Origin of the sequence: Sporomusa sp. (genome assembly GCF_035561155.1) — a bacterium.
Taxonomy (GTDB): Bacteria; Bacillota; Negativicutes; order Sporomusales; family Sporomusaceae; genus Sporomusa.
The window spans coordinates 16,524-38,970 of sequence record NZ_DATMYD010000022.1; the positions used below are offsets into that span (position 1 = coordinate 16,524).

Below are 22,447 nucleotides of genomic sequence, written 5' to 3' on the forward strand. Positions count from 1 at the left end.
GGAGGTCATAGCATGAACAATATCATTGCTGTAATTCTGACAGGAATTTTCCTCTCATTGCTCAGTTTTCCCCCGGCTTCGCAGGCGCAGAGCAAAAATAATCCAGACTTAAACGCCAAGCAGCAGAACGTCGTCACCATCGCCGCTTTCACCACCAACGGCAATTTGGAAAAGCTGAAAATTGCCTTAAACGAAGGCCTGGACAATGGCAATTATGGGTTGTTATGTTGCCATAACGCATTATCTGTCCAGTTACTACAATATCCATAAAAGAGATGGCTATTTCGGAGACATCTTGGGACGGGAAACGCTAATTTTTGTTATTGATATAACGTGCAGACTTGACTCCGCAGATTTGTTTTTCAACACTGGAAAATTATGCAGCCCTCTCCATGATCGAATGTGGACTAGGCATGAGTGTGATGAATGAGCTTGTTACTAAAGGGCGACAAAACAACGTCGTCATGCTTCCACTCGACCCGCCGCAAAGTATTACGTTGGGAATCGCCGTTCCGTCTATAAAGGCAGCTTCACCGGCGGTACGAAAATTTATTGCTTATGCAACGAGAATATTAAAAGAGTAAGGATTATCTCAAAGCCAACTAAAAACAGGGTCCAAATCTTTGAGTTTCAAGGATTTGGACCCTGTTTTGTTGGAGCTAAACATATAAGAAATAATCGCATCACTCAAATTGATATGCTCCCAATAGGTAGACAGGAGAAATAATAAAAACCTTGTTGCCGAAAGGGGAGTATTTTCATGCCCAAAAAGAGTCAATATAGCGGTGCAGAAAAGTTAGCAATCCTAAATGAATTTAGTCTACGAGGTGGTGTTTCATGAACGGTCTTATATAAACCCTCCATTAATGCGAATCGTTTGTCCTGTGATCCATTGTGAATCTTCACTGGCCAGGAACAGTACAACTTTAGCGATATCCGTAGTTTCGCCCAAGCGTCCGAAGGCGTTCATTTTGCTGAGGGCTTCAATTTGTTCCTTGGTTTTTCCCACGGTAAAAAGTTCGGTATTAACTGGACCTGGCGCAACTGCATTAATTGTAATGCCTTTAGTTCCGAACTCTTTTGCCAATTGACGGGTAAACTGTTCGACGGCTCCTTTGGTGCCTGCATAGATGCTATATGTAGGAAACATATTGCCGGCCACTGAAGTGGAGAAATTGATAATTCGCCCATTATCGCTCATGTGCTTTGCTGCTTGTTGACAAGCGAAGTAGGTTCCCTTCACATTAATCGCCATAATTCTGTCAAAGTCTTCTTCAGTTATACTTGTAATTGGTTTTGTGAGCATAATGCCAGCATTATTGACAAGAATATCGATTCGGCCGTATTCTTCCATGGTTTTTTGGAACAGTTTTTCTAATTCGGAAACCCGGCTGATGTCCGCCTGGACAGCCAATGCTTCGCCGCCCTGCTCTTTGATGCCGGCAGCGACTTGCTCTGCTTTTTCCGAGTTGCTGGAGTAATTAATAACAACCTTTGCCCCGTTAAGTGCTAATTCTTCCACAATTGTTTTACCGATACCTCTGGATGCACCTGTTACTAAGGCCACTTTTCCTGCTAGTTTTTTTTCTTGAACGTGGGTCATTTTTCTCATCCTCCTAGATTTAATATCTTTCATGGCGAAAGCTGCTTTCGCTTTATTTCCAGGCATAGTTTAGCCATCACGGCAGAGTCGAGTTATTGAGACCGTCAAGCAGTACTTCGACTATTTTTTGCAGCAATTGCTCGCGCTGTTCATCCTTATGATCCAGCACCATCCGCGGGTGGTGAAAGGATACAGTGGCTTCCAGTAAGAGTTGAACTACTTTTTCCGGTGATTGCCCGCGGATTTCTCCGGCGGCTATTGCTTTTTGAACCAGCGCTAAAAGTTGCTCATTTAGGTTATGCAAGTGCTGTACAATAAACGGTTTTAGTAGTTCTGCCGCCATATTGAAGGATTTGAAAAGCTCAGGATCATTCAGAACCTTTTCTTTTTTTAGCTCGTGATATTTCAGGAACCATTCTGTAATCAACTGTCGCGGGGACGCTTCTTTTTGCGTAATGAGCTGCAACGTGTTATCCATTCGAGTCAGCCATCGTTCGGAAATGGCGTCAAGTAGTGCAGCTTTGTCGGGAAAATGATTGTAAAGAGCAGCATGGCTTACTTTAAGCTCCCTGGCAATATCCGTTAAGCGGAACTTTTCGAATCCGTAATAGCGGATCTTTTCTTCCGTTATTTGTAATGCCTTTTCTTTAATTTCTTCGGAGGTTAATCCAGTTTTCGGCATAGTATTTCCACCACATATTCATTAAAATTTTACGAACAACTGCCCACGATGACGTTTTCGTCCAAGAACTTGTTCATTGCAGCCAGCTCATTTCTTTGAGAAGAGCTGGCTTTTATTTATGTTACATATTATTAAAAATGTAACATGTAATATAATTATAGTCAAGAGCAATACAGCGTATGATGAAAAAGTTATCCCAGTTTGGTCAAATGAATAGTTACTGGAATGCTGAGCGGCGATCCAACGGGATTGCCATACAAATAGTACACAGGCTATTCAGGCTGTGTACTATTTAAAAAAATAATTCTCATCAGTAGAGCAGTAGAATTATTCAACGAACCTGTAATGGCTATCCTAAAATTGTTCGGTATTGATCAAAATAGCAATAAGGATATAGATGGTTCTACGCACAGATGGCTTAGATTAGGATGGTACAATATATGTGGCTTATTTTACTTTTTAGGATTTGCCTACTTGGGGGAATTTTGTTTGTTGTGTGGAAGTGGGGTGATTGGAAAAACCGGGGGAGATATTATCCGACAGTCTTATTTATAATGACTGTCAATTTGGCTGTGTGTCTTATTACGTATCATCATACTTTATGGAATTATCATCCGGATGCTCTGGTGAAAACACAAACAACAATTGAATTACTCAACAGTTTTGTGATGTTACCGTCAACTGCGTTTGCATTTCTTTCCAGATTCCCATACAGCAGCGACGCCTTTTATCAATATGGTTATATACTGTTATGGGCTTTAGTTTTTAGCACTCTGGAATTTATAGACAAAACAATAGGTGGTATCTATTATGAAAAAGGTTGGTCTTGGGAAATATCAACTTTATTTGATTGTGCGATCTTTTTAATTCTGAGACTCCACTATGTAAGCCCCTTCTGGGCGTGGCTAATTACCTTTGTGCGAACGGCTGTTATTCTGGTAGTATTTAATTTCAGTTCAGCGGAATTTAAATAAGTGGAACATATGGAACCGGTGCGATGATTGGTAAGGTGTCATTTTATATCTTTCAGAGAGGAAATAAATTACATTCTGGCGAATTTTAATAGGAATATAGTGCCTGAATGAAGGGATGATAAAATGACCAATCAGCGATTAACGTTTGAAGTTCTGGCTGATTCACTTGGGGTATGCAAATTAGATTCAAACCAGACTATCCCAGAGTGGGCGTATCAGGGGAAGTTTTTTTCGATTACTAAAACACCAGACGAGCTTTCAATTGTCTGTTCTGAAATGGTTATACCTGGCGATGTTCAATGTGAAATAGGCTGGAGAGCACTCAAGATTGCAGGAATCTTGGATTTTGGCTTAATAGGCATACTTTCAGTGGTTGCTACAGCACTTGCCAAAGCAGGTTTAAGTATTTTTGCAATTTCTACGTACAACACAGATTATATTTTAGTAAAAAGTAAAGACCTCGAACGTGCATTGCACACACTTAGCAGTGAGGGGCATGAAATTATAATGGGGGAGTTCGAAAAATGAGTGAAAAATCATTGTTAAGTAATGCCTTTCAAACATTTATTAAGGAAGCTCCGGAGCATCAAAAGATATGGATGGAAACGGTGCAAAAACTAGGTACAGCGAGTAACCTTGATTCTAAAACAGAGGAACTCGCATACATCGCTGTATTAGCGTCAGCCAGGTTAGAAGGTGGATTGCCATTTCACGTAAAGCACGCTAAATCACTTGGGGCTACAAGAGAAGAAATAATAAGTGCTGTTTTAGTGGGATTGCCAGCGGTAGGAAACGTAGTTATTCAGGCTCTACCTGTAGCATTGAATGCATTTGATAGTGAATAAATGCAGGTGATGTGAGTGTGTACAGTAGCTATTATTGTTCTTCATGAAATCTATGGGATTAATAGACACATCATTAAGGTGTGTGAAGAATATTCAAAATATGGAATTGATATTATCGCTCCAAATCTACTTGCTGGTAGAGAACCGTTTAGTTATGACCAAGAAGAAATCGCTTATAGTTACTTTATGAATACTATTGGTTTTGAACGGTCATTCAGTCAGGTAAAAGATATCCTTTTTAATGTACGGGCAAATTATCAAGAGGTTTACGTATTAGGCTATAGCATAGGTGCTACTCTTGCCTGGCTATGCAGCGAAACCGGTTTGTGTGATTTAACTATCGGATTTTATGGTTCGAGGATACGAGACTATCTATTAATAAAGCCTAAATGCCCCAGTTTGTTATTTTTTCCTACCACAGAAAAATCTTTTAATGTAGAGAAACTTATTTTGAGTTTAAACGAATTTGAAAATGTTCAAGTTAAAAAAATGCCGGGGCAGCATGGATTTGCTGACCCGTTTTCAAATAACTATAATAAAAGATCATCAAGTAGAGCCTGTGTGGCAACAAGATTATTTATCAAAAAGCATGAAACAGTGAGTGCCTAATCCCTGAGCTGCACAATACTTTATAAAGCATCAATATCTATGTCGTACTCAATTCTATTTGCCACTTCCTTTGCGGCAATGCTACCAAATAAAATCTTAATAATGAAAAACCCCAATTCTAGACCAGAGCTCACTCCTGCTGATGTAATAATATTTCCATCCTGTATAACTTTGGCTTTTTTCACCGTAACGTCGGGATAGGCTTGTAACTCCTCAAAGGCAGTGTGATAAGTAGTGGCTTTCTTTCCCGTAAGTAACCCTGCTTCGGCTAAAAGAAAAGCACCTGTACAAACAGATGTTATGTACTGGGTATGTTTTGATTGATTTAACAAGAACTCTTTAATCGTGGGGTTGTGCATAGCATCAAGGCGGCCTTTACCACCAGGTACAACTAAAATATCTAATTCTGGGCACGTATCAAATGAATGATCAGGTACAACCTTCATTCCGTTAAAAGCGGTTATTACCTCAGCTTTTTCAGATACTAGCAGTACTCTAGTGCTGTTGGGTTCGATTTTATTGATATAACTCAATACCTCAAATGGAGCGACAAAATCAAGTTCCTCAACCTGGGGAAAAATTAAGATGCCAACTTTTATCATGCTAACCTCCAGATTAAATTATTAGAAGACGAATTCCCCTATGTGGATAATTTTTCCTTGAGAAATTGGACCCCCTCTCCAGCAGTTTACAGCGTCTAGAAAAGTAATAGCAAAGTGTCAAGTGGCCTTGTAGAGCCTTCTAGAAGACCTCACTAGGTTTGCATAACAGCATTTTTCGGACGGGGAGTACTTCCGGTAACCACCTCGTTGCGGGCTTTTGGGCTATTGTATACATTATCTGATTCCGCTACATAATAGGGTTATTGACCAAATCGTAGGGAGTTGTAGCATGACAGACAGTTCAATGCAATACAACGAGATACTTGCTGTTCAAAGCCAGCTTCATGAACTTCAATATAAACATTGGTTGCACCACGAACTTTTTACTTATCAATGGTGGGCACTTGTCGTACTATTAATTATCCCATGGATTATATGGTGGAAGCTTGTAGATAAAACAAAGACAGCAATAATTCTTGCCTATGGCATCTATATAATGTTTGTGGTTACCGCAATGGATGCGATTGGTTCAGCTTTACAACTTTGGATTTATCCCATAAAATTGCTACCTATAATTCCCGACTCAATAGGAATTAACTGGGGATTATTAACCGTTGCACATATGCTTGTATATCAATACTTCCCACGGTGGAAATCATTCATAGTCGCCGAGAGTATCTTTGCTGCTGTCCTAGCATTTTTGGGAGAACCATTTGCTGAATGGTATGGAGTATACACGCCTTTGCAGTGGGAGCACATCAGCTCTTTCCCGATTTATCTAATGAAAGCTGTCATTGGTAAATGGTTGATTGAACGCCTTGTATTTCATAAAAAGTTCTGAGGTACACATAACATTTAAAGCCAATGAAATCAATGGTTCTGAGGATTTTTCTCAGAGCTTTTTTTGTGTTTGAATTCCGTTTAAATGACTTTGGTGTCATTAATGCCAGATAATGTCTCGTATATTTTTTCTACTCAAAATATATTTCAGGCGGAACCATTTGAGTTTATGATATGCTAATAGCAAGAGAAGGGTAATTGGAGGACGCAGTATATGTTGATTATCGCTATTAGTTTTATCAGTTTAGCAGGTCTTCTTTATACTTTAGCTGTATTTGCAGAAAAAACTCAAAAAATATTAAATTGGTGGCACGTAGTAGTTTTTTGGATAGGTTTAGCATTTGATAGTATCGGTACTACTGCAATGAGCAATATTGCAGGGAGATTTCAGGCTGATTTTCATGGCTTGACTGGATTGTTTGCTATACTTCTTATGTTTATTCATACACTCTGGGCAACATGGGTATTACACTCAGAAAATAACCATCTAAAAGTTAATTTTCATAAGCTAAGTATTTTCGTATGGTTAATATGGCTGATACCTATGTTTTCGGGTTTATTATTTAGTGCTTTCAAAATACATTAGTTAAGTGATAACTATATTATAAGTATTTTATCAATACAGTTGCGACTATCATTATACTACTAACAAAAACCATCAATATCGAAACCTTCCTAAGAACTTCGGCATTTATGCGGTGAAAAAACTTTTCGCCAAGATAAAATCCAATATACAATGCAGGAATAGAAAATAACACATAAGTCCATAATTCTTCGATTTTAAAAGTGCCTGCAAAATAAGAAATGATAATCGACGCTATGTTTATTAACAAAAAATATCGGGTGAGATTTGCCCGAAAAACAACTTTGTTTTCTTCCGCATTGGAGTTCAGGTAGTAAAGGACAATGGGAGGGCCGTTTATACTTGTTGTAGTTGCGAGAAATCCACTTAAAGCTCCAACAATAGTTTCAACAAACTTTTGATGTCTTACGCGAATTGTGCAGTTTTTCCACATTGTAGCTGTAGCTATGAGCAGGACTATGCCAATAAAAATTTTCAGCCCATCACTACTAATTATCGTCATAACATACGCACCTGGGATTGCCCCAAAGACACTTGCGGTTATCAAAGGTAATATTGCCTTAAAACTTCCCTCATTTTTGATAGCTCGAATTAGAAAGAGCCTTACAATGAGACCTGTAAGCATAACAAGCATAACGGTTTCTTTTGCGCCCAATACAAGTGCTAATAAAGGTGCCGTTATGATGGCGTAGCCAAAGCCAGTAGTTGTCTGTAAAAAACTAGATAGTATAAGAACAATAAAAATGTAAATTTCTGTTAGCAACATAGCAGCTCCTTAATTAACCAACATCAGCTATTCTATATCGTTTATATTTATCTTGATATTGGGTAGTTCCTGCAACGAAGAATAAAAAGAGGTTGAGCATGTGGTGTAATATGACAGTAGCACAATTGTAAAGGAATCATCCACAACCTTACAATTGACACGCCGCACCCAAAATGCTATACTAATTAACGTTATCTTTACTTTTGCCATGACTGCCGAGCCTGTCAATATTGCCGATTTGCCGTCTCCTTCGAAACTGCGATTCGAATTCCATTAGTGCCATTTTAGGCTATAAATGACGACAAATTTGGACGAATTTTGGTATGGAGCAGAGGCTAGAAATGGTGAAAAACCTCGTAAGAGGGATATGCGCCCGTAGCTCAGGTGGATAGAGCGGTGGTTTCCTAAACCGCGTCAGCCGGTGGTTCGAGTCCTCCCGGGCGCACCAAAATAAAGGCCTCCAGACATCTGGAGGCCTTTTGTTATGTAAATATAGTGACAGTATCAGTGACACCTCTAGAAAAACCAGCGCCAATAAACAAAAAAGCAGACTATTTAGGTCTGCTTTTTTTCTTTGCCGAGGCTTAGTATTTCGTCCATTTTTTCTGCAGCTACTTTGTCAGTTGACTTTAAGAAGTGTGCGTAAATATCACCTGTGGTTGATGTCCTGGCGTGGCCTAATCGCCCTGATACATTTTTTAATGATATACCGCTATTTAGTAGCACAGTGGCTGATAAATGACGCAGGCTTTGTGGTGTTATTTTAGGTAGTTCACTTCGGGAGCAGAAGCCGGTTAACCACATATTGAAACTGCTGGGACTCATAGGCTTGCCATCCCATTGAGTGAAAAGCCGGTCATTATCCCGCCATTTATCACCAAGTCGCAAACGCTCAGTGTTTTGATGGGAGCGGTACTGCTTTAATAACTCAATGATACTTTTTGGCAGTGATATGAGCCTTTCGGATGATTGGTTTTTTGTTGACTTTGTGATTATTCCAACGCGGTTTATATAGTGACTACTTTGTTCAATAGATAAGGTTTGTTTATCAAGATCGATATGTTGCCATTCAATCCCCATTACCTCGCTGAGTCGCAGACCTGCAGCCAAGGTTAAAAGAGACAACATTTTCCATTTTAAATCTTCGTTATCAAGGTGCAGTATAAATGTTACTGTCTGTTCTTCGTCTAGTATGCGGATTTTAGCCCGTTCAGCTTTGGGAGCCTTTACTTTGCTTGCAGGGTTAGTGTTTAGGTATTCCCATTGAACAGCAGTCTGCAATATGGTATGCAATAGCCGGTGAATGTGTAAGCGGGTTCGAGGTGATAAGGAGCCTTCTTTGCCATCTTTGCGGATACCATCTTCTTCAAGTTTGCCATAGAAAGAAAGTATTTGAATGGGCTTTAATTTGACAAGTTGGATTTGTCCCATAGTAGGTAATATCCAAGAATATATGAATTGTTTGTATCTTTGAACTGTCTTAGGGGCAAGATGACGATCAGCATGGTTTTTAAGCCATAAGTCACAGAACTGCGATAAGTTGATTTTACCACTGCTAGAAGTATTGCCTTTTTCTACTTCAGATATAAACAAGGCCAGCTGCTGACGTGCTTCCTTTTCCTGTTTTTCGTCATTGTCACTAGTGGTATGAATAGTTTTTGTATGGCGTATGCGTTTACCAGCACCATCAAAGCCACTGCTGACTACAAGTTTCCATGAATTCTTGCCTGTTTTCTGTACACTACCAAAGCTGGGCATGGGTTTTTAGCCTCCTCCATATTTTAAGGGGAGCTGCTTATAGCTCCCCTTAATTTTTAAATAGATAATGAATCTAGTTAAGTTTTTTATCAAGATCCATCTTTGATGGCGTTGAGTTCTTCTTCTTTTTGCATCCATTGAAGTATGGAGTCCATCCTATAAAAGATACGACCTGCTGTCCTAAAGTAAGGCAAATTGACTTTGGTTCGCCACAGACGAATTGTCCATGGCGATACACCTAATTCGTTAGCCAGTTCACGTTCAGTAAAAATTTTCATATGCAATACCTCCGGTTAAATATTATTTCTTATTTATATGATATATTATTATGTAAAGGTACTTTTACATAATTGGGGAATTAAAACCCAAATTTATACAAGTCGTTAAAACATTCAAAACTATTATTATTTCTCCAGCGCTCTTCGCGTTCTTGAAACGCTGGGTCAATGTACACAGGTTGGTTTTCGGGGTTACAATTAAACGGTAGACTAATCATTTCTTGTGTTGCCGGGTAATGACGATAGAATCGCCTTATATAATCGTGCCGAGCCCAATGATAGGCTCCGTTTATATCACTAAAAAAACAACAGGCATGTGGAGCTACAAGGAATGACGGATCAGAAACGGCAGCAATTAATTGCTCTGAGCCATTAACGATGCAAAAACCATTTAATCCAGTTACCCCCCAAAAAGAGGGATAACCTACAAGGGGAGAAACATTAGTTTGGTTAACGCATAAATCTCCCTGCGAATTGTTTCGGTCAGCTTCTAGTAACTCTTGATTTTGAACTGCAAAATAACAAGCAGAAGCTGGAATTTTTAGTGGGGAAAGATTAGCCTTATCATCTATAAAAGTGTAGTATGGGTGGTACTGATGTACTATAAACATCAGCAATTGTAATTCTTCGTGCGCGAAAACATTACAACAAACACTTTTGCAAAATGGCAAGGCATGATAAAGTTCTTCCGGTGTTTTGAAAATGGCTGCACCTTGTTCACCGATAAGTGCAAAATTTCGTGACTTTTGTACTTCGATACTCTGATTTGCTTGATTGTACATGATTATACACACCCTTTATTTAGATACTAATGTTTCAAAGGTAACGCATTTTAGACACAATGCTTGAAGTTTTTGGTTGTCATATGATACTTTTTTTAGGTAGCGGGGACGTCCACTGCTTTCTTGATAGCCTTCGCTAAAACCCTTCTCATAGAGAACCTTATGAACCTCAGTAGCTGTGGACGCAAATGGAACACGCAACTCAGAATAATATTTCTCGACAAACCGGAAAGCTTTTTGGTAGTCAAGAAACATTTTGCCGTGCTGGTTATCAATAAAGCCGATATAATCGCGCCCGTTCTGAAAATAATTTTCTTTGTCATTTGCCAACTTGATATCCCCAGAGGCAAATCCCTGCGCTAATGCTTCTAAGTAAGCAATGTGGGGTTCGCAAGTAGTACTGTCAGCTTGATTTTCCAGAATTACGGTACGAATTATATCCTCCCAGCAAGAAAGCATGGTTTCTGCATCTGCCTCGCTTATAGCGCCATAGGTGAGACCAAAACGGACTACAATGTGGGCGGTAGCAATCATAACCCTGTAAATCATGTTCAGGCGTGGGAATTTAATATCTAATGGCTTTATGTAGTTGTCGGTTTGAGTGATAAGATATACTATGTCATTATAGTTATCCTCCAGATAGTGAATATAGGCGCTAAAGTAATGCTGAATTATTGATGGCTGGTTCTGCATTTTTGCGGCTACTGTATTGTTTTGGAACATTCTTAGTTTTTCAGCATCAAAGCTAGTGTTGTCTACTGGAACGGTTAAATATCTTAGACGAGATGACTGTTGGGTGTTTAGGTCGTTTTCGCCAGTAACGACGGCTGCACCGCGAACATCAAATCGTTCTATTTTAGTAGACGCTGCATTAGACTTAGCTTTGGATGCATTATCGCCGAAAACACGGAGTACGTCGGCGAATTTTTTTATTGCATCTGTGTCTTTGCTAGAAAAAATATCATCCAGTAATAATGTCATATCACGACACTCATTGCGCTGTAGTTCAATGGCGCGAGCGGTTGACTGGAAGTTTAGAAACTTTTCCGTGTTAAAGGCTTGAAACAGCTCTTTGCATACAGATGTTTTAAAACTGCCTGTTTTGCCGACAACCATAAGGATAAACTGGACTTCATGACCGGCTGTTTCAAATAATTGAGCGGTGTAGCCGACATGTGCATATAAAAACAGTGGCAAAATGGTTTTAGGCTCTTTGCTTACAGAAAGAAAGTTTAGTCCTTGGCGATAGATAGACAGAATATCGCAGGGCGATACTTCCCACACGTACCTTGTAGAGCAACAATATGGTAAACGTTGTGACAAGTAAACCATTTTGCCGTTTACATTTTCCCAACCAGCATACTCATAAGTTGTTGCATAAGTAAGCGTTCCTAAAGATTCTTCATAAACCAGAGAAGCGTATTCAGAGAAGAATGCATAGGAGTTACTAAAGTTGGCATTCAGCCGAAATTCTGGGTACTTGCTTTTTATTTCTGCCAGCAGTCCTTTGTATTTAATCAAGGGAAGTGACAATGTAGCTTCAGATGTACCATTAAGGATATTAACGGTAACATGTTCTGTTGAGCTGCTAATAGTTTTACGGCAAATCCTATCGGTAACCCTCATAACAAAATTGGCCAGAAATACCTTCTGATCGTTGATAAGAACATATAGGTTGCTGTTGGATTCAACAAATTTATCGCCAAGTACACGAGAATCTGTTGTTTTAGCAGATAGTACTGGCAATGTATTTGCTTTTAAGGCCGGGTCAACAAACGCGACCAGTTGAGCCCCCGTTCGTTTCGAATAAGTTTCGGACGACTCGAACGGGTTTTGGTATTGTTCATCAGTATTCAATTGAAGACAGGTAGTAGGTAGACTATGAGCCTGTGGCTCATAGTCATAAGGATCTGGTACTGGTTGACCCGGTTTGAATGGGTTTTCTGAAAGTAGTGATGCATTCGGTTGAAATGGTTTAGGAAGCTGGTACACAGTTTTTTTCCCCCTTGATTTATGATGAGTTACACGTTAAGCTGGTTGACCGCTATAACAGTAAATAGGGCTTAACCCGTATTGTTGCAAAATTTGGTTTACGATCTGTTTATAGGTATACAGGCTTTGTCCTTGGCGAAACTGTTTGCCGTCAATACCTACTGCATTAATGCAATAATGAGCATGGATGTTCGGTTTATCTGTGTGGATAACAGCTAAGACTTGGTGATTTGAACAGAATAAATGTCCGACTCTGGTTACAATTTCTTTGACTGAGTCTATTGAAACTTTTTCCAGGACGTCGCTATTAAATGATAAAATAATGTGCCAATAGGATAAAAGACTAATGTTGCATTCATACAAAGATGCAGCGAAAGACGCTTGTTCCACGAAATTGTAAGGATCTACACCAAATCCGATAATTAAGTCGGGAGCAGTTTTATCAGGATTGGTGAGATAAGTTTCAAGCTCTTCCAGGGTTCGATTATTGTGGTTAACAAATTTTAAAATTGACATTAGATTCACCTCTTAGTTGGAATTTTTTAACATATTCATATGGTCACGCAAAAGGCGGGCATATTCACTTAGGATTGATTGAATTTCTCGGGTATCTACTTGCCTACTTTCTATTTGCAGAAGTTGTAAGTAAAGCGAGTGCAATACTTTTACCATTTGACGCCCACATAAAGGCGATACAATGATATGCTCTTCGGCTTTATTTAGGAAGTAATCAGTAAGACTGCTGCCGATTGACTCGGCATTTTTCCGATGATAATTTTTTTTTTCAGTTGTGGTACGGAGTACGATTACTGCATCTTTTCTTGAATCACTTTTCATGCCCAATTCACTCCTGTTGTCTAATTTTTACTACGGCATTTTTTGTAGTAAATTTACTTAAATAATACCTAAAAAAACGAATGGCCTATAGAACTTAACCTTAGTCAATTTTGTTATATACAACTGTCCAATTTTGGACATGCAAAACGATTTTTTAAGTCTTTTAAGTGCTTAGCTTTTTTGTAGCAAAATTTAGAACGATATCCTATAAATAATAATACGAGTTGAATTTTAGATAAAAAAAAGCACCACTATAACCTAATAGGTAAAGTGGTGCCAGTGGTTGTAATAGTAGTACTGACGATTATATGATAAATCTATCCCCAAATTCCCCACCATTTTTTAGTACTCCTTACCTATAAAGCATTGGAGAGTACTAATTTTGAGGGGAAAATGGGGAAATAAGATAATTATTTGGCAGCGTCTTGAAAAGCACTTCTATAATATAGGAATTAGCTGTGTTAGCTTGAAGCAATTCATGGAAAAGGTTTCCGGTTTTATTTGTTACCGTTAGAACGGATTAAGCAGTATTTGGCGACAGTAGCCACAGCGTGTATTCGGACTCATTATCTCATGCGGGCTATGCTTGAGAGCAATTTCGTGGTGTTACAAGAGTTACTCTAGTTAACTACTTAAAGCTGACTTACGGCAATATCTGAATTTTTTCCGACGTGAGAAATCAAGCCGCTGCATCAATGATTTCACACTAAATTTGTGGCTAAAAATTCCGAGTACTTTTGTGGCCGAGAAAATACGCTACTTTATTTATAGGGGGAATCAGTATGGAGGGTAGTCAGATTTCAAAGAAAAAGATCGATTTGAGTTGGGATGATATGGTTAGTGAATTTATTGAATATTGTCGTGAACTTGGTCATTTAGTAGAGCGTGAGAAGACAACAGATAAGATAGTAAAAGTTTCTAAAAAAGTAGTAGTAAGAACAAAAGAATTGGATCAAATTAGGAAAAATTTTTCCTTGCGCTTGTTTAGTGACAGTAATAATTTATTTGATGCGCATAATCACTATCGCTTTAATAGTGATCAAAGTGAAAGTAGTCTTAGTCAACTAATTCGCGAAATAGAATTACAAGAAAATACTGACATTGGAAATATTTTCAATTATTTAGATAAAAAGAAGAAATATTTGAAACAATTTTTGGGGTTAGATTATAAACAAAATTGGTTACCAGAACAGGAATTTCAGATTCATCAGCTATTATTAATTCTTTTTAGGTGCGCATTAAAGGGGAAAAAGGGGATTTTAGAAAATATAAGTGAATCATCATTTTGGCGATTTAGGAATGAAGAAGATAATCCTTATAAAGATTCCGTGTTCTTTATCCAGAAAGAGCTTTTAAAAGGTATAAATTTTATTGATGCATTGAATATTGTTCATTTTGTGGAAAATTTCCGGTTTTGTCTTAATTATACAACCAAAGTGATTGTCGATAGTGTACTAAAAGAACTTATTTCTCCTTCGCAGGAAGACATAATTAGTGTCCGAGATGATTTGTTAACTATGATACTGGTATATTTAAAGGAGCTAAATACGGGAAAACAAGTGACATTTGAGGGTTTTGACAACTTGTTTTTGCGTGCCTTTTATAATTTCCGATTATTGGGAATTTCAGACTCGTTAAAGGAACCTCGTTTGGAGATATCACTAGATTACATTAATGATAAAAGCGCTGGAGCTTTAGATAGTTTGAAGAAGAGGCTACGCCTGAATGAGCTTTTACTAACAAAGTATTCAGATATGCAGAAAAAAAGTGATAGCAAAAGTAATACCGTTTGGGTGAAATTTGTTAATAGATTAGAACCGGTAGAAGACTTCATTAAGGAGAATGAAAGATACATCGCTGAATGCTTAGGTAGTGAGGTATATCCCATAGCTGTTCAACGGCATTCTGCGGATTATGTAAAATTAGTACGACTTTTCCTTCTTTATAACATGGCAGATGAACCATATGTAGTTACTGCTCATGAATTATTTTGGATAATCTTTCTCTATGAAGAATGTCAATTTCATGAAAAACCATTAGGTTGCGTGACAAGCATTATCTATAGAATGAAAAAAATTGGAAAGGTAGGTGAGTTTCACCGAGTTGCATTGAGATATGGTTATAATGGCGGTAAAACAAATCGGAAAAATAAAAGGTTTTTAGAGATATTACGTGATTTAAGGGAAGAGGATATATCTCCAGACCTCATGATTAGAGATAAGGCAAATGAATTATACGAAATAATTTGTTTTTTAAATACATTAAACTCCCTGCTCGCACAGGAGTCTGATAAATTGGTGAAAACAAAGCTTGAGATAAAAAAGCAACTATATATATACCTAAGACGAGTCACACCTTTGAAGGACACAGAATCACGTAAATACTTAGATATAACCCAAATAGCTGAAAGTATTATGGGGACAGATAAATTAAGACAGTACTGTAAGTGGAAAGAGATGAAGATGCAAAAGAAACTATTTAAATGCTTACATCCTGATTATCAGGATGCGGATCTGAAGATACATAAAACATGCGAATGAAGATAGATTATGCAAATGAGGCACAAGCAAGGCAACAACTATTTGACGTTTCAAAGCCTTATAGGATGCAGTAAATTTTCAGTTATGTATTTGTCTGATTTCCAATTGATCCCAGGCGTTTCTATGAAGGGATTTTAGAACAACTCGGTTGTGAATCAAAGTTATACCGGGAGATGTCAAATGCAGCATGTTCTCCTAATTCTCCATTATTTACTCAAATATATTATAATAATGAACCTGCAAACTTGTGGATATACTACCGCACGATAATGCGACAAGACTCCAAACTTAAGGGGTTAAACCGAAAGTACGTAGCGACTAGTTGGGATTAATTGATTTGTGCCATGTACTAAGGCAACTGCGTCAAGGGGGCATTTCATCTAACATGCTGGTTTATATTGCCCGGACAAGTGGTTACGGAAAAAAGAAACAGTAGTACTTTTGTAATGGTATATGTAACGGACTTCCCTTTATCCCCAACCATTTTCAATTGCCTATTTATTGTATAGAGGGGGGCACGTTATCTTTGGGGAAAGTGGGGAAGCATAGTGTAAACGAAATTTTGCAGTTGAAGAGAAGTTCGATAGAACCGCAACGGACTTGTCCCACCTTCTCCGCAGTTATCATATTATTGCTGATCGATTTCCCAAGCCGTGGGTCGAGGGTTCGAATCCCTTTGCCCGCTCCAGTAAATTGAGGACCGATTTGCGGACCGTTTACTAAATAATATAGCAAAGTATTGTATAGAGTATATAGATTTTTAAGACTAGGGCAGATTGATAGCATGAGCTTTTATGGAGAAAAAGCATGCTCACAATTACGGTCTACCGAGACCCTGTGACCGGGAAATCTAAACGAAAAAAATAAAGGGTGCTGAAGTAAAAAGCCTTAAAGGTGAATCGGCTTCTCTTAAAATTGGGCAGAAGTGGCTAGAACAAACTGAAATGGCTTTACTGCTGATTCTGATAAAATTACGCTTTGGGAATGGGTATCTAGATGGCTACAGGATTATGCGAGCCTAGAGTTAGGATTAAGTCCTTTGATAAATATGAGAGCTGTCTTCGGCTCTATGTAAAACCAGTTCTAGGTGATGTGCCGCTGGCAAAATTAAAGACAGCTGATATTCGGCGATTAATCCAGTGTTTAATAGCAGAAGGTGAGAGGGAAAGAACTAGCGTAGTAGATGGACAGGAAGTAAAAGAATGCCGAGGATTATCGAGCATAACGGTTAGGAATACTCGACGCTATTTAATCATGGCTTAGATCAGGCAGTTAAAGAAGGGCTTATAATCAGAAATATTTCACGTGATTGTTGATCCGCCAAAGCTTGTTAAACAGGAAATACGAGCACTTACCAAGGAGTAGTCTGCTGAGCTAATTAAGGTGGCAAAACAAGCAAGTGAAATGGCATATATGGCAATTTTATTAGCAATCTCGACTGGAGTCCGGCTAGGAGAACTTTTTGGCTTACGTTGGGATTGTGTGGATTTGGACAAAGGTATCATCTATATAAAACGATCCATTATCACTAGCCATGGAACTAAAGAAGAGTTTCAAGAACCCAAAACAGCGAAATCTCGAAGACAGATACCACTGCCGGAAGAGATGGCAAAAGAGATGCGACAGTATAAAAGATGGCAAGGCCAGCATAAAAACTTATTAGGTGATAAGTGGCAAGAGAATGATCTTGTACTTGCTTCGGCTTGGGGTCGTATGGTAGAAACAAGTTGTTTTTGTTCTAAAACTTTTAAGGTAATATTAGATAAAGCAGGTATTTCGCGAAGTGTATTCGTCATCGTTGCGATGACGGTGTAATCAACATCCTCTAGGGGCTATCGATTACACCCAAGCAGGTTTTACTATATCAAGACATAATTTGTCACCGAGTGAGATTGTGGGCGGTGAGGTAGGACTTAATGATTACATGGCAGGGGGGTATTAGCGACAGAGCTACCCTGCTTTCATTATTAGTGATAGGTAATATTTTGCCAAAAAGCAGGAGATTTGTAACTGTATGCCAAATAGTGAAAAGGGCTTGAAAAGGAGGGCTTCGGCTTGGACATTCAGACATTCGATGGAATGTTGCTCTTAACACAAGATGATTCTCAACGGCTTGAACTAGTAAGGAAGTATCTTTTCCATGGTACGCCCTTTGTATTTAAGGATAAGGAGAGCGAATACTTTGAGTTCAGAAATCGTATTGCCAACCAATTCCAGGTAAGCTTTCAAGAAGTATTTATCGTTGGTTCAGCCAAACTTGGTTTTAGTTGGTATAAGGGAACTGATTTTAACCTTAATTCCGATATTGATGTGGTTATCGTAAACGAAAGCTTATTCGAGCACTACACAAAAAAGATATGTGACTATCAGTATGAGTTGGATAGAGCGAGATACAATATTGATTTTAATGAAAAGAAGCTTTACAATTCTTTTCTGCAATATATGGTAAAGGGCTGGATGAGACCAGATAAACTCCCGATTTCATTCCAAGTTGGTATATTAAAAACAGAATGGTTTGACTTCTTCAATTCGATTTCGTACGGTAGCTCGGAGGTTGGAAACTACGAAGTTAGTGGTGGATTATACCGTAACTATTATTACTTAGAAAAGTACTATAGGTTAGCGGTTGACGCTCATTATAAGACTTTGAAGATGAGAGGTAACTAGCATGGCAAAACAATTGATAGCGACTCCAAGCACAAAAAAGATTTCCGACTTATATTCAAGAATTACAGGTGCTAACCCAACGCTAATACTACAGCCTCCGTTTCAACGGAAGTTTGTATGGAACAGCGAACACAAGGAGCGGTTTATCGAGACAATACTGATGGGATTGCCCATACCAGAGATATATATTGCCCAGACCGGTATAGATGTTGAAAAAATTGAAGCACAGGAAGTCGTAGTAGATGGACAACAGCGATTAAGCACTATTGTTCAATATATTGATGAGCCGGAAGACTCGACGGTATTTGGGAACATTGTTCCTAAGTACAAAGACCTTGGCGACCAAAAGAGAGAATTTATAAATTACAATATCGTCATTCGGGATTTAGGGGATGTAGATAGCGAGACAATTAGAGAGATTTTTAAGCGAATCAACCTAACACAGTATTCACTCAATCAAGTTGAGCTACATAACGCCATTTATGATGGTCAATTCATTTCGACTGCGAAAGCCGTGTTAGAGCATATTGAACACTCAGACCTACCCTTCTTAACGGAATCCAAAATTACTCGTATGGAAGACCTCTATTACTTAATTCTTATAATGGTAACGATAGAGAATGGGGGGTACTTCAATAGGGACAAGGAAATCGAACGGTATATAGTACAATATAATGATAACTACGAGAGAGCCGAAGAAGTAAAAAGTAATATGGTTGCTACATTTGAACTAATAAAAAATCTCAATATACCACTCGACTCAATGTGGTATCGTAGTTCTAACTTCTTTATCCTCTTCGTCGAGATTTACAAGATGATGCATATCAAGAAGCTGGATGTGAACCTCGAAAAAATGAGGGAAAGCTTAGATTGGTTCGAGTCTCAAGTATTCCAGAATAAGGGTCTTGGAAAACAAGAGAACGATTTCAGTAGATATTATTCTTATATGTACGCAGATACGAATAGCCGAGCTTCTAGGGTAGTTAGGGGAGAGCTGTTCCAAAAACACATCATACTACATTAGTATAAAGCAAGAAAGCTAAGAGGAGCACACTATGCTCCTCTCATTTTGTTTACATAGAAAGCATTAGCCGTCTAGCGAGAAATACGGTTGACTTCTTGCAGATAGTTGAGCAACTAAAAAGTAAAAATGTAGGCCTAGTTAGCCTTAAAGAAGCATAGATACAACAACTCCGCAAGGTCAGTTTATGCTAACTGTATTTGGAGCATTGGCACAATTGGAGAGAGATACTATAAAACAACGACAAAAGGAAGGTATCGATATTGCAAAGGCCAAAGGCATAAAATTTGGTAGGTCAAGGATAGAGGTTAATGATAACTTTATGGCAGTATATCGCCAATGGAAAGATGGCAAGGTTCTATTTGAATGGCTCTAGCCAGTAAAGGAAGTTAGCTGAATTATGCCCCAATATAGGGGAACTAGATAAGGGTAGGGTAATTTTTTGTAGACCAAAACGGCTTTTTCTCGTCGTTATGCAAGGCGTAAACATTGACACACTTTGACTAATATAACATATAATTTTGCCTATATATTTTGTAGGGAAAGAAGGTAAGTATGTCGAATGAATAGTTACTTATGTCATTTTTGGAGGGCTATTATATATATGAGTCACAAAATTATAAGCTTATTTAGTGGAGCTGGCGGACTGGACATTGGTTTTGAAGAAGCTGGCTTTGAAATTGCAGTTGCCGTTGAAGCTGACTCGTCATGCTGTGATACATTACGAAGAAACTGTCCTAATTTAATAGTTTTGGAAGGTAATATAGAGGATTTTTCATCTGAACAGATTCTGCAAGCGGCGGGACTTAAGCCTCTTGAAGCGGCATTGGTTATTGGAGGACCTCCGTGTCAGCCATTTAGTTTAGCAGGTAATAGACTTGGTTTAGATGACCCAAGGGGACATCTTTTGAAAGAGTTCATTCGAGTGGTTCGAGAAACATTGCCGATAGGATTTGTTCTTGAAAATGTGCGAGGGCTATTAAATTGGGATAATGGAAGCGCAAAAGAGTTATTGTTGGAAGAGTTATCAAAGCCAATTGAATTTAATGGACAGGTCTACCAGTATAAAGTTGCCGACCCCAAGGTTTTGAATGCAGTTGACTATGGCGTGGCTCAAAAGAGAGAACGAGTTTTTTTTGTTGGGAATAGATTAGGCTTGCCATTTAAATATCCCGAACCTAGCCATGTACCATGTGAGCAAGCAATGTTATTGAATAAGCCCCAACACAAGAATGTCTGGGACGCCATAGGAGCCCTTCCTCACCCAGATGAGCCGTCCGAAACTGCACAAAGGGTTGCCCAGACGATAAAGGGGAGAATCGCTAGTCATGGATATTGATAAAAAAATACAGAACCATCAAGTAACGGCGCACGCACCTACAACTATTGAAAAAATAAAGAAAGTAAGAATTGGTGAAAAACTAAGCACTAAAGAAAAATCTTTTGGGTCAACTTATAGGCGGTTAGACCCTAATAGCCCTTCGCCCACTGTTACTCGTAGCGGATATAGGGACTTTATTCATCCTTACGAAGATAGGATGTTAACGGTTAGAGAACTAGCCTGCCTACAAAGTTTCCCCTTGAACTGGGAATTTGTAGGAGTAAGATTAGACTCATATAGCTCAAAACGAAAGACAACTATGACCCAATTCGGACAGGTAGGGAATGCAGTTCCGCCATTATTGGCAGAGGCGTTGGCTAATGAGATAAAGAAACAATTTTTTGGAGATGAATAAGATGCCTAAAGTTCCGAAAGAAGTAATTTACGAAAGCTATGTTTTAAAATCTACTTTTTTCTACAACAAATTAAATTCTCTCGGTTTTTTTGACTTATTTCAAGATATTAAAAAGATATCTGAAGATAATTCAAGTGCTTTCGGTTGGGAGCAGAGAGGAGAATGGGGAATATCTGAAGAGGCTTGGGAGAAGGTTAATGCTTACGGCTTAGATCCAATTCTGGTTTTTGCGCATCCTAATATTGTTCGTATTCAACCCCAATTTATTCGCTATTATAGGTCGATTATTCTAATGCCACAAAAAGGTTTTCAATACATTTCAGGTATTAGTGGCATTCAAAAACTAGAAGAACCACTTGAGGAGCAGCCTACTAAAAAAAATAAAAAAGAGCGAAAAGCTTTAGGCGAAGAGAAAGTTAACGCCTTGATAAAAACGATAAATGAAGTAATGTCAATATTAGTTAGTCTTAGTACTAAGTTGGACGAAGAAAGTCTAAAGGGTATGATGTTTGCTACGGCTGGAACTACTATTGATGGTTCTTGGCGAAACGCCATTGGGGTTGAAGGCGAAAGGATAATAAAGACACTTATTTTGAAGACCCTATTGGATAATAATGAAGTATTATCCATCATCGATAATAAGGGAAAATCGAAGACAATAGAAGAACTAAGGGCTGAAAATATTGACCCTCTTGAGAGACTTGGGCAAAATACTACCAGAAACAAGAAGTCGGAAAAGAGTATGTCTATTGTAGTAAAGAACGGGGCAATAATAATTTTTTCATCTGAGCCCGATGTTGAGTTACTTAATAAAGAGGGTAGTGTTCTTGGTGCGGTAGAGATAAAAGCTGGGCTTGACCCGGCTGGGGCTTTAGAAAGACTAGGTGCAATGTTTAAATCTTTTGAAGAAACGCTCTCGGAGCATCCCAATGCTCTTACAATATTAGTAGCATCGTGTATAACGGACGAAGTAGAAAGTCGGATAAAAGTGGCTAACTCGGTAAGGCAAACATGGATATTGACAGACATAATTAACAATAAAAAAAATAGCGGAATAAAATTCGGAAATATGATTAGGTCTATTGTCGGACTTATTCCTAGAAGAATGTAATTCATATAAAGTTGTGTATATTCTAATTTTGAAAGCAGGTTAAAAGCCTGCTTTTTTTATTTATGTTTTTATGTAAAAATATGTAAGCGTCAAAGTAACGCCACATAGTTTGCGCCCCTGAGAACTGAGATAATGTTTGTAAGGGGGTATCAATCATGGAAACAAAGGTAAAACAAACACGCCGAAGCTATTGCGCCACAGAAAAAACAGCGTTGCTGGAA

28 protein-coding genes and 1 tRNA gene are annotated in these 22,447 nt (G+C 38.4%); 19 read left to right on the forward strand and 10 right to left on the reverse strand.

The features are described 5' to 3' along the window. Window positions 1-12 precede the first annotated feature (12 nt). Complete coding sequence (locus VN447_RS03890; protein ID WP_325523014.1) at window positions 13-270, forward strand: hypothetical protein; 258 nt, start codon at window positions 13-15, stop codon at window positions 268-270. Between the two features lie 71 nt (window positions 271-341). Next, window positions 342-584 (forward strand): LysR family transcriptional regulator substrate-binding protein, encoded by a 243-nt coding sequence (locus tag VN447_RS03895; RefSeq protein WP_325523016.1) that lies wholly within the window; start codon window positions 342-344, stop codon window positions 582-584. 263 nt (window positions 585-847) lie between these two features. On the opposite strand, the gene VN447_RS03900 is transcribed toward VN447_RS03895, so the two are convergent. Together VN447_RS03900 and VN447_RS03905 are read right to left on the reverse strand one after the other, a co-directional pair. Beyond that, window positions 848-1,603 (reverse strand): SDR family oxidoreductase, encoded by a 756-nt coding sequence (locus VN447_RS03900; RefSeq protein WP_325523018.1) that lies wholly within the window; start codon window positions 1,601-1,603, stop codon window positions 848-850. A gap of 76 nt (window positions 1,604-1,679) precedes the next feature. After that, on the reverse strand, window positions 1,680-2,285 hold the full coding sequence (locus tag VN447_RS03905) for a TetR/AcrR family transcriptional regulator (protein WP_325523020.1): 606 nt from the start codon (window positions 2,283-2,285) through the stop codon (window positions 1,680-1,682). A gap of 440 nt (window positions 2,286-2,725) precedes the next feature. Between VN447_RS03905 and VN447_RS03910 the strand changes: the two genes are divergently transcribed. The 4 genes from VN447_RS03910 (at window position 2,726) to VN447_RS03925 (ending at window position 4,713) form a co-directional block, all read left to right on the forward strand. Further along, on the forward strand, window positions 2,726-3,259 hold the full coding sequence (locus tag VN447_RS03910; RefSeq protein WP_325523022.1) for a CBO0543 family protein: 534 nt from the start codon (window positions 2,726-2,728) through the stop codon (window positions 3,257-3,259). A gap of 123 nt (window positions 3,260-3,382) precedes the next feature. Next, on the forward strand, window positions 3,383-3,787 hold the full coding sequence (locus VN447_RS03915; RefSeq protein WP_325523024.1) for an ACT domain-containing protein: 405 nt from the start codon (window positions 3,383-3,385) through the stop codon (window positions 3,785-3,787). Beyond that, window positions 3,784-4,104 carry a carboxymuconolactone decarboxylase family protein gene (locus VN447_RS03920; protein WP_325523026.1) on the forward strand — a complete coding sequence of 107 codons (321 nt, stop codon included), beginning with the start codon at window positions 3,784-3,786 and terminating at the stop codon, window positions 4,102-4,104. The genes VN447_RS03915 and VN447_RS03920 overlap by 4 nt, the downstream gene beginning before the upstream one ends. 15 nt (window positions 4,105-4,119) lie before the next feature. Further along, entirely contained in the window at window positions 4,120-4,713 is a 594-nt protein-coding gene (locus VN447_RS03925; protein ID WP_325523028.1) for a dienelactone hydrolase family protein, read from the forward strand. 20 nt (window positions 4,714-4,733) lie between these two features. Here VN447_RS03925 and VN447_RS03930 read toward each other — a convergent pair whose 3' ends face one another. Further along, window positions 4,734-5,315 carry a DJ-1/PfpI family protein gene (locus VN447_RS03930; protein ID WP_325523030.1) on the reverse strand — a complete coding sequence of 194 codons (582 nt, stop codon included), beginning with the start codon at window positions 5,313-5,315 and terminating at the stop codon, window positions 4,734-4,736. 289 nt (window positions 5,316-5,604) lie between these two features. Between VN447_RS03930 and VN447_RS03935 the strand changes: the two genes are divergently transcribed. Both VN447_RS03935 and VN447_RS03940 read left to right on the forward strand, forming a co-directional pair. Then, complete coding sequence (locus VN447_RS03935; protein WP_325523032.1) at window positions 5,605-6,156, forward strand: CBO0543 family protein; 552 nt, start codon at window positions 5,605-5,607, stop codon at window positions 6,154-6,156. A 213-nt stretch (window positions 6,157-6,369) separates the two neighbouring features. After that, complete coding sequence (locus VN447_RS03940; protein ID WP_325523034.1) at window positions 6,370-6,741, forward strand: HsmA family protein; 372 nt, start codon at window positions 6,370-6,372, stop codon at window positions 6,739-6,741. Between the two features lie 16 nt (window positions 6,742-6,757). Here the strand turns inward: VN447_RS03940 and VN447_RS03945 are convergent, their stop codons facing one another. Next, a complete protein-coding gene (locus VN447_RS03945) occupies window positions 6,758-7,504 on the reverse strand; it encodes a sulfite exporter TauE/SafE family protein (protein ID WP_325523036.1) in 747 nt (248 codons plus the stop codon). Window positions 7,505-7,873: 369 nt separating this feature from the next. Between VN447_RS03945 and VN447_RS03950 the strand changes: the two genes are divergently transcribed. Continuing rightward, a tRNA-Arg gene (locus VN447_RS03950) sits at window positions 7,874-7,952 on the forward strand. 107 nt (window positions 7,953-8,059) lie between these two features. Here VN447_RS03950 and VN447_RS03955 read toward each other — a convergent pair. From VN447_RS03955 to VN447_RS03980, 6 genes are all read right to left on the reverse strand, one after another. Beyond that, window positions 8,060-9,262, reverse strand: a complete 1,203-nt coding sequence (locus VN447_RS03955) for a tyrosine-type recombinase/integrase (RefSeq protein ID WP_325523038.1) — start codon at window positions 9,260-9,262, stop codon at window positions 8,060-8,062. An 89-nt stretch (window positions 9,263-9,351) separates the two neighbouring features. Beyond that, window positions 9,352-9,540 carry a helix-turn-helix domain-containing protein gene (locus tag VN447_RS03960; protein ID WP_325523040.1) on the reverse strand — a complete coding sequence of 63 codons (189 nt, stop codon included), beginning with the start codon at window positions 9,538-9,540 and terminating at the stop codon, window positions 9,352-9,354. Window positions 9,541-9,620: 80 nt separating this feature from the next. Next, complete coding sequence (locus tag VN447_RS03965; RefSeq protein ID WP_325523042.1) at window positions 9,621-10,322, reverse strand: hypothetical protein; 702 nt, start codon at window positions 10,320-10,322, stop codon at window positions 9,621-9,623. Window positions 10,323-10,337: 15 nt separating this feature from the next. Continuing rightward, entirely contained in the window at window positions 10,338-12,314 is a 1,977-nt protein-coding gene (locus VN447_RS03970; protein ID WP_325523044.1) for a hypothetical protein, read from the reverse strand. Between the two features lie 36 nt (window positions 12,315-12,350). Then, on the reverse strand, window positions 12,351-12,830 hold the full coding sequence (locus VN447_RS03975; protein ID WP_325523046.1) for a relaxase/mobilization nuclease domain-containing protein: 480 nt from the start codon (window positions 12,828-12,830) through the stop codon (window positions 12,351-12,353). A 12-nt stretch (window positions 12,831-12,842) separates the two neighbouring features. After that, a complete protein-coding gene (locus VN447_RS03980) occupies window positions 12,843-13,151 on the reverse strand; it encodes a hypothetical protein (protein ID WP_325523048.1) in 309 nt (102 codons plus the stop codon). Window positions 13,152-13,933: 782 nt separating this feature from the next. Between VN447_RS03980 and VN447_RS03985 the strand changes: the two genes are divergently transcribed. The 10 genes from VN447_RS03985 (at window position 13,934) to VN447_RS04020 (ending at window position 22,226) form a co-directional block, all read left to right on the forward strand. Continuing rightward, complete coding sequence (locus VN447_RS03985) at window positions 13,934-15,691, forward strand: hypothetical protein (protein ID WP_325523050.1); 1,758 nt, start codon at window positions 13,934-13,936, stop codon at window positions 15,689-15,691. A gap of 996 nt (window positions 15,692-16,687) precedes the next feature. After that, window positions 16,688-16,954, forward strand: a complete 267-nt coding sequence (locus VN447_RS23250; protein WP_414714876.1) for a hypothetical protein — start codon at window positions 16,688-16,690, stop codon at window positions 16,952-16,954. 120 nt (window positions 16,955-17,074) lie between these two features. Continuing rightward, window positions 17,075-17,506, forward strand: a complete 432-nt coding sequence (locus tag VN447_RS03990) for a site-specific integrase (protein ID WP_325523053.1) — start codon at window positions 17,075-17,077, stop codon at window positions 17,504-17,506. Between the two features lie 240 nt (window positions 17,507-17,746). Further along, on the forward strand, window positions 17,747-18,358 hold the full coding sequence (locus VN447_RS03995) for a hypothetical protein (protein WP_325523055.1): 612 nt from the start codon (window positions 17,747-17,749) through the stop codon (window positions 18,356-18,358). Window position 18,359: 1 nt separating this feature from the next. Next, window positions 18,360-19,382: a DUF262 domain-containing protein gene (locus VN447_RS04000; RefSeq protein ID WP_325523057.1), complete on the forward strand. Its 1,023-nt coding sequence runs from the start codon at window positions 18,360-18,362 to the stop codon at window positions 19,380-19,382. Between the two features lie 53 nt (window positions 19,383-19,435). Continuing rightward, complete coding sequence (locus VN447_RS23255) at window positions 19,436-19,540, forward strand: recombinase family protein (RefSeq protein ID WP_414714877.1); 105 nt, start codon at window positions 19,436-19,438, stop codon at window positions 19,538-19,540. Beyond that, entirely contained in the window at window positions 19,537-19,755 is a 219-nt protein-coding gene (locus VN447_RS04005; protein ID WP_325523067.1) for a recombinase family protein, read from the forward strand. Before VN447_RS23255 ends, VN447_RS04005 begins: the two co-directional genes overlap by 4 nt. Before the next feature lie 228 nt (window positions 19,756-19,983). Beyond that, window positions 19,984-20,718 (forward strand): DNA (cytosine-5-)-methyltransferase, encoded by a 735-nt coding sequence (locus VN447_RS04010; RefSeq protein WP_325523059.1) that lies wholly within the window; start codon window positions 19,984-19,986, stop codon window positions 20,716-20,718. Next, complete coding sequence (locus VN447_RS04015; protein WP_325523061.1) at window positions 20,708-21,115, forward strand: DNA cytosine methyltransferase; 408 nt, start codon at window positions 20,708-20,710, stop codon at window positions 21,113-21,115. Before VN447_RS04010 ends, VN447_RS04015 begins: the two co-directional genes overlap by 11 nt. Window position 21,116: 1 nt before the next feature. Further along, window positions 21,117-22,226, forward strand: a complete 1,110-nt coding sequence (locus VN447_RS04020) for an XcyI family restriction endonuclease (RefSeq protein WP_325523063.1) — start codon at window positions 21,117-21,119, stop codon at window positions 22,224-22,226. The last annotated feature ends 221 nt before the right edge of the window (window positions 22,227-22,447 follow it).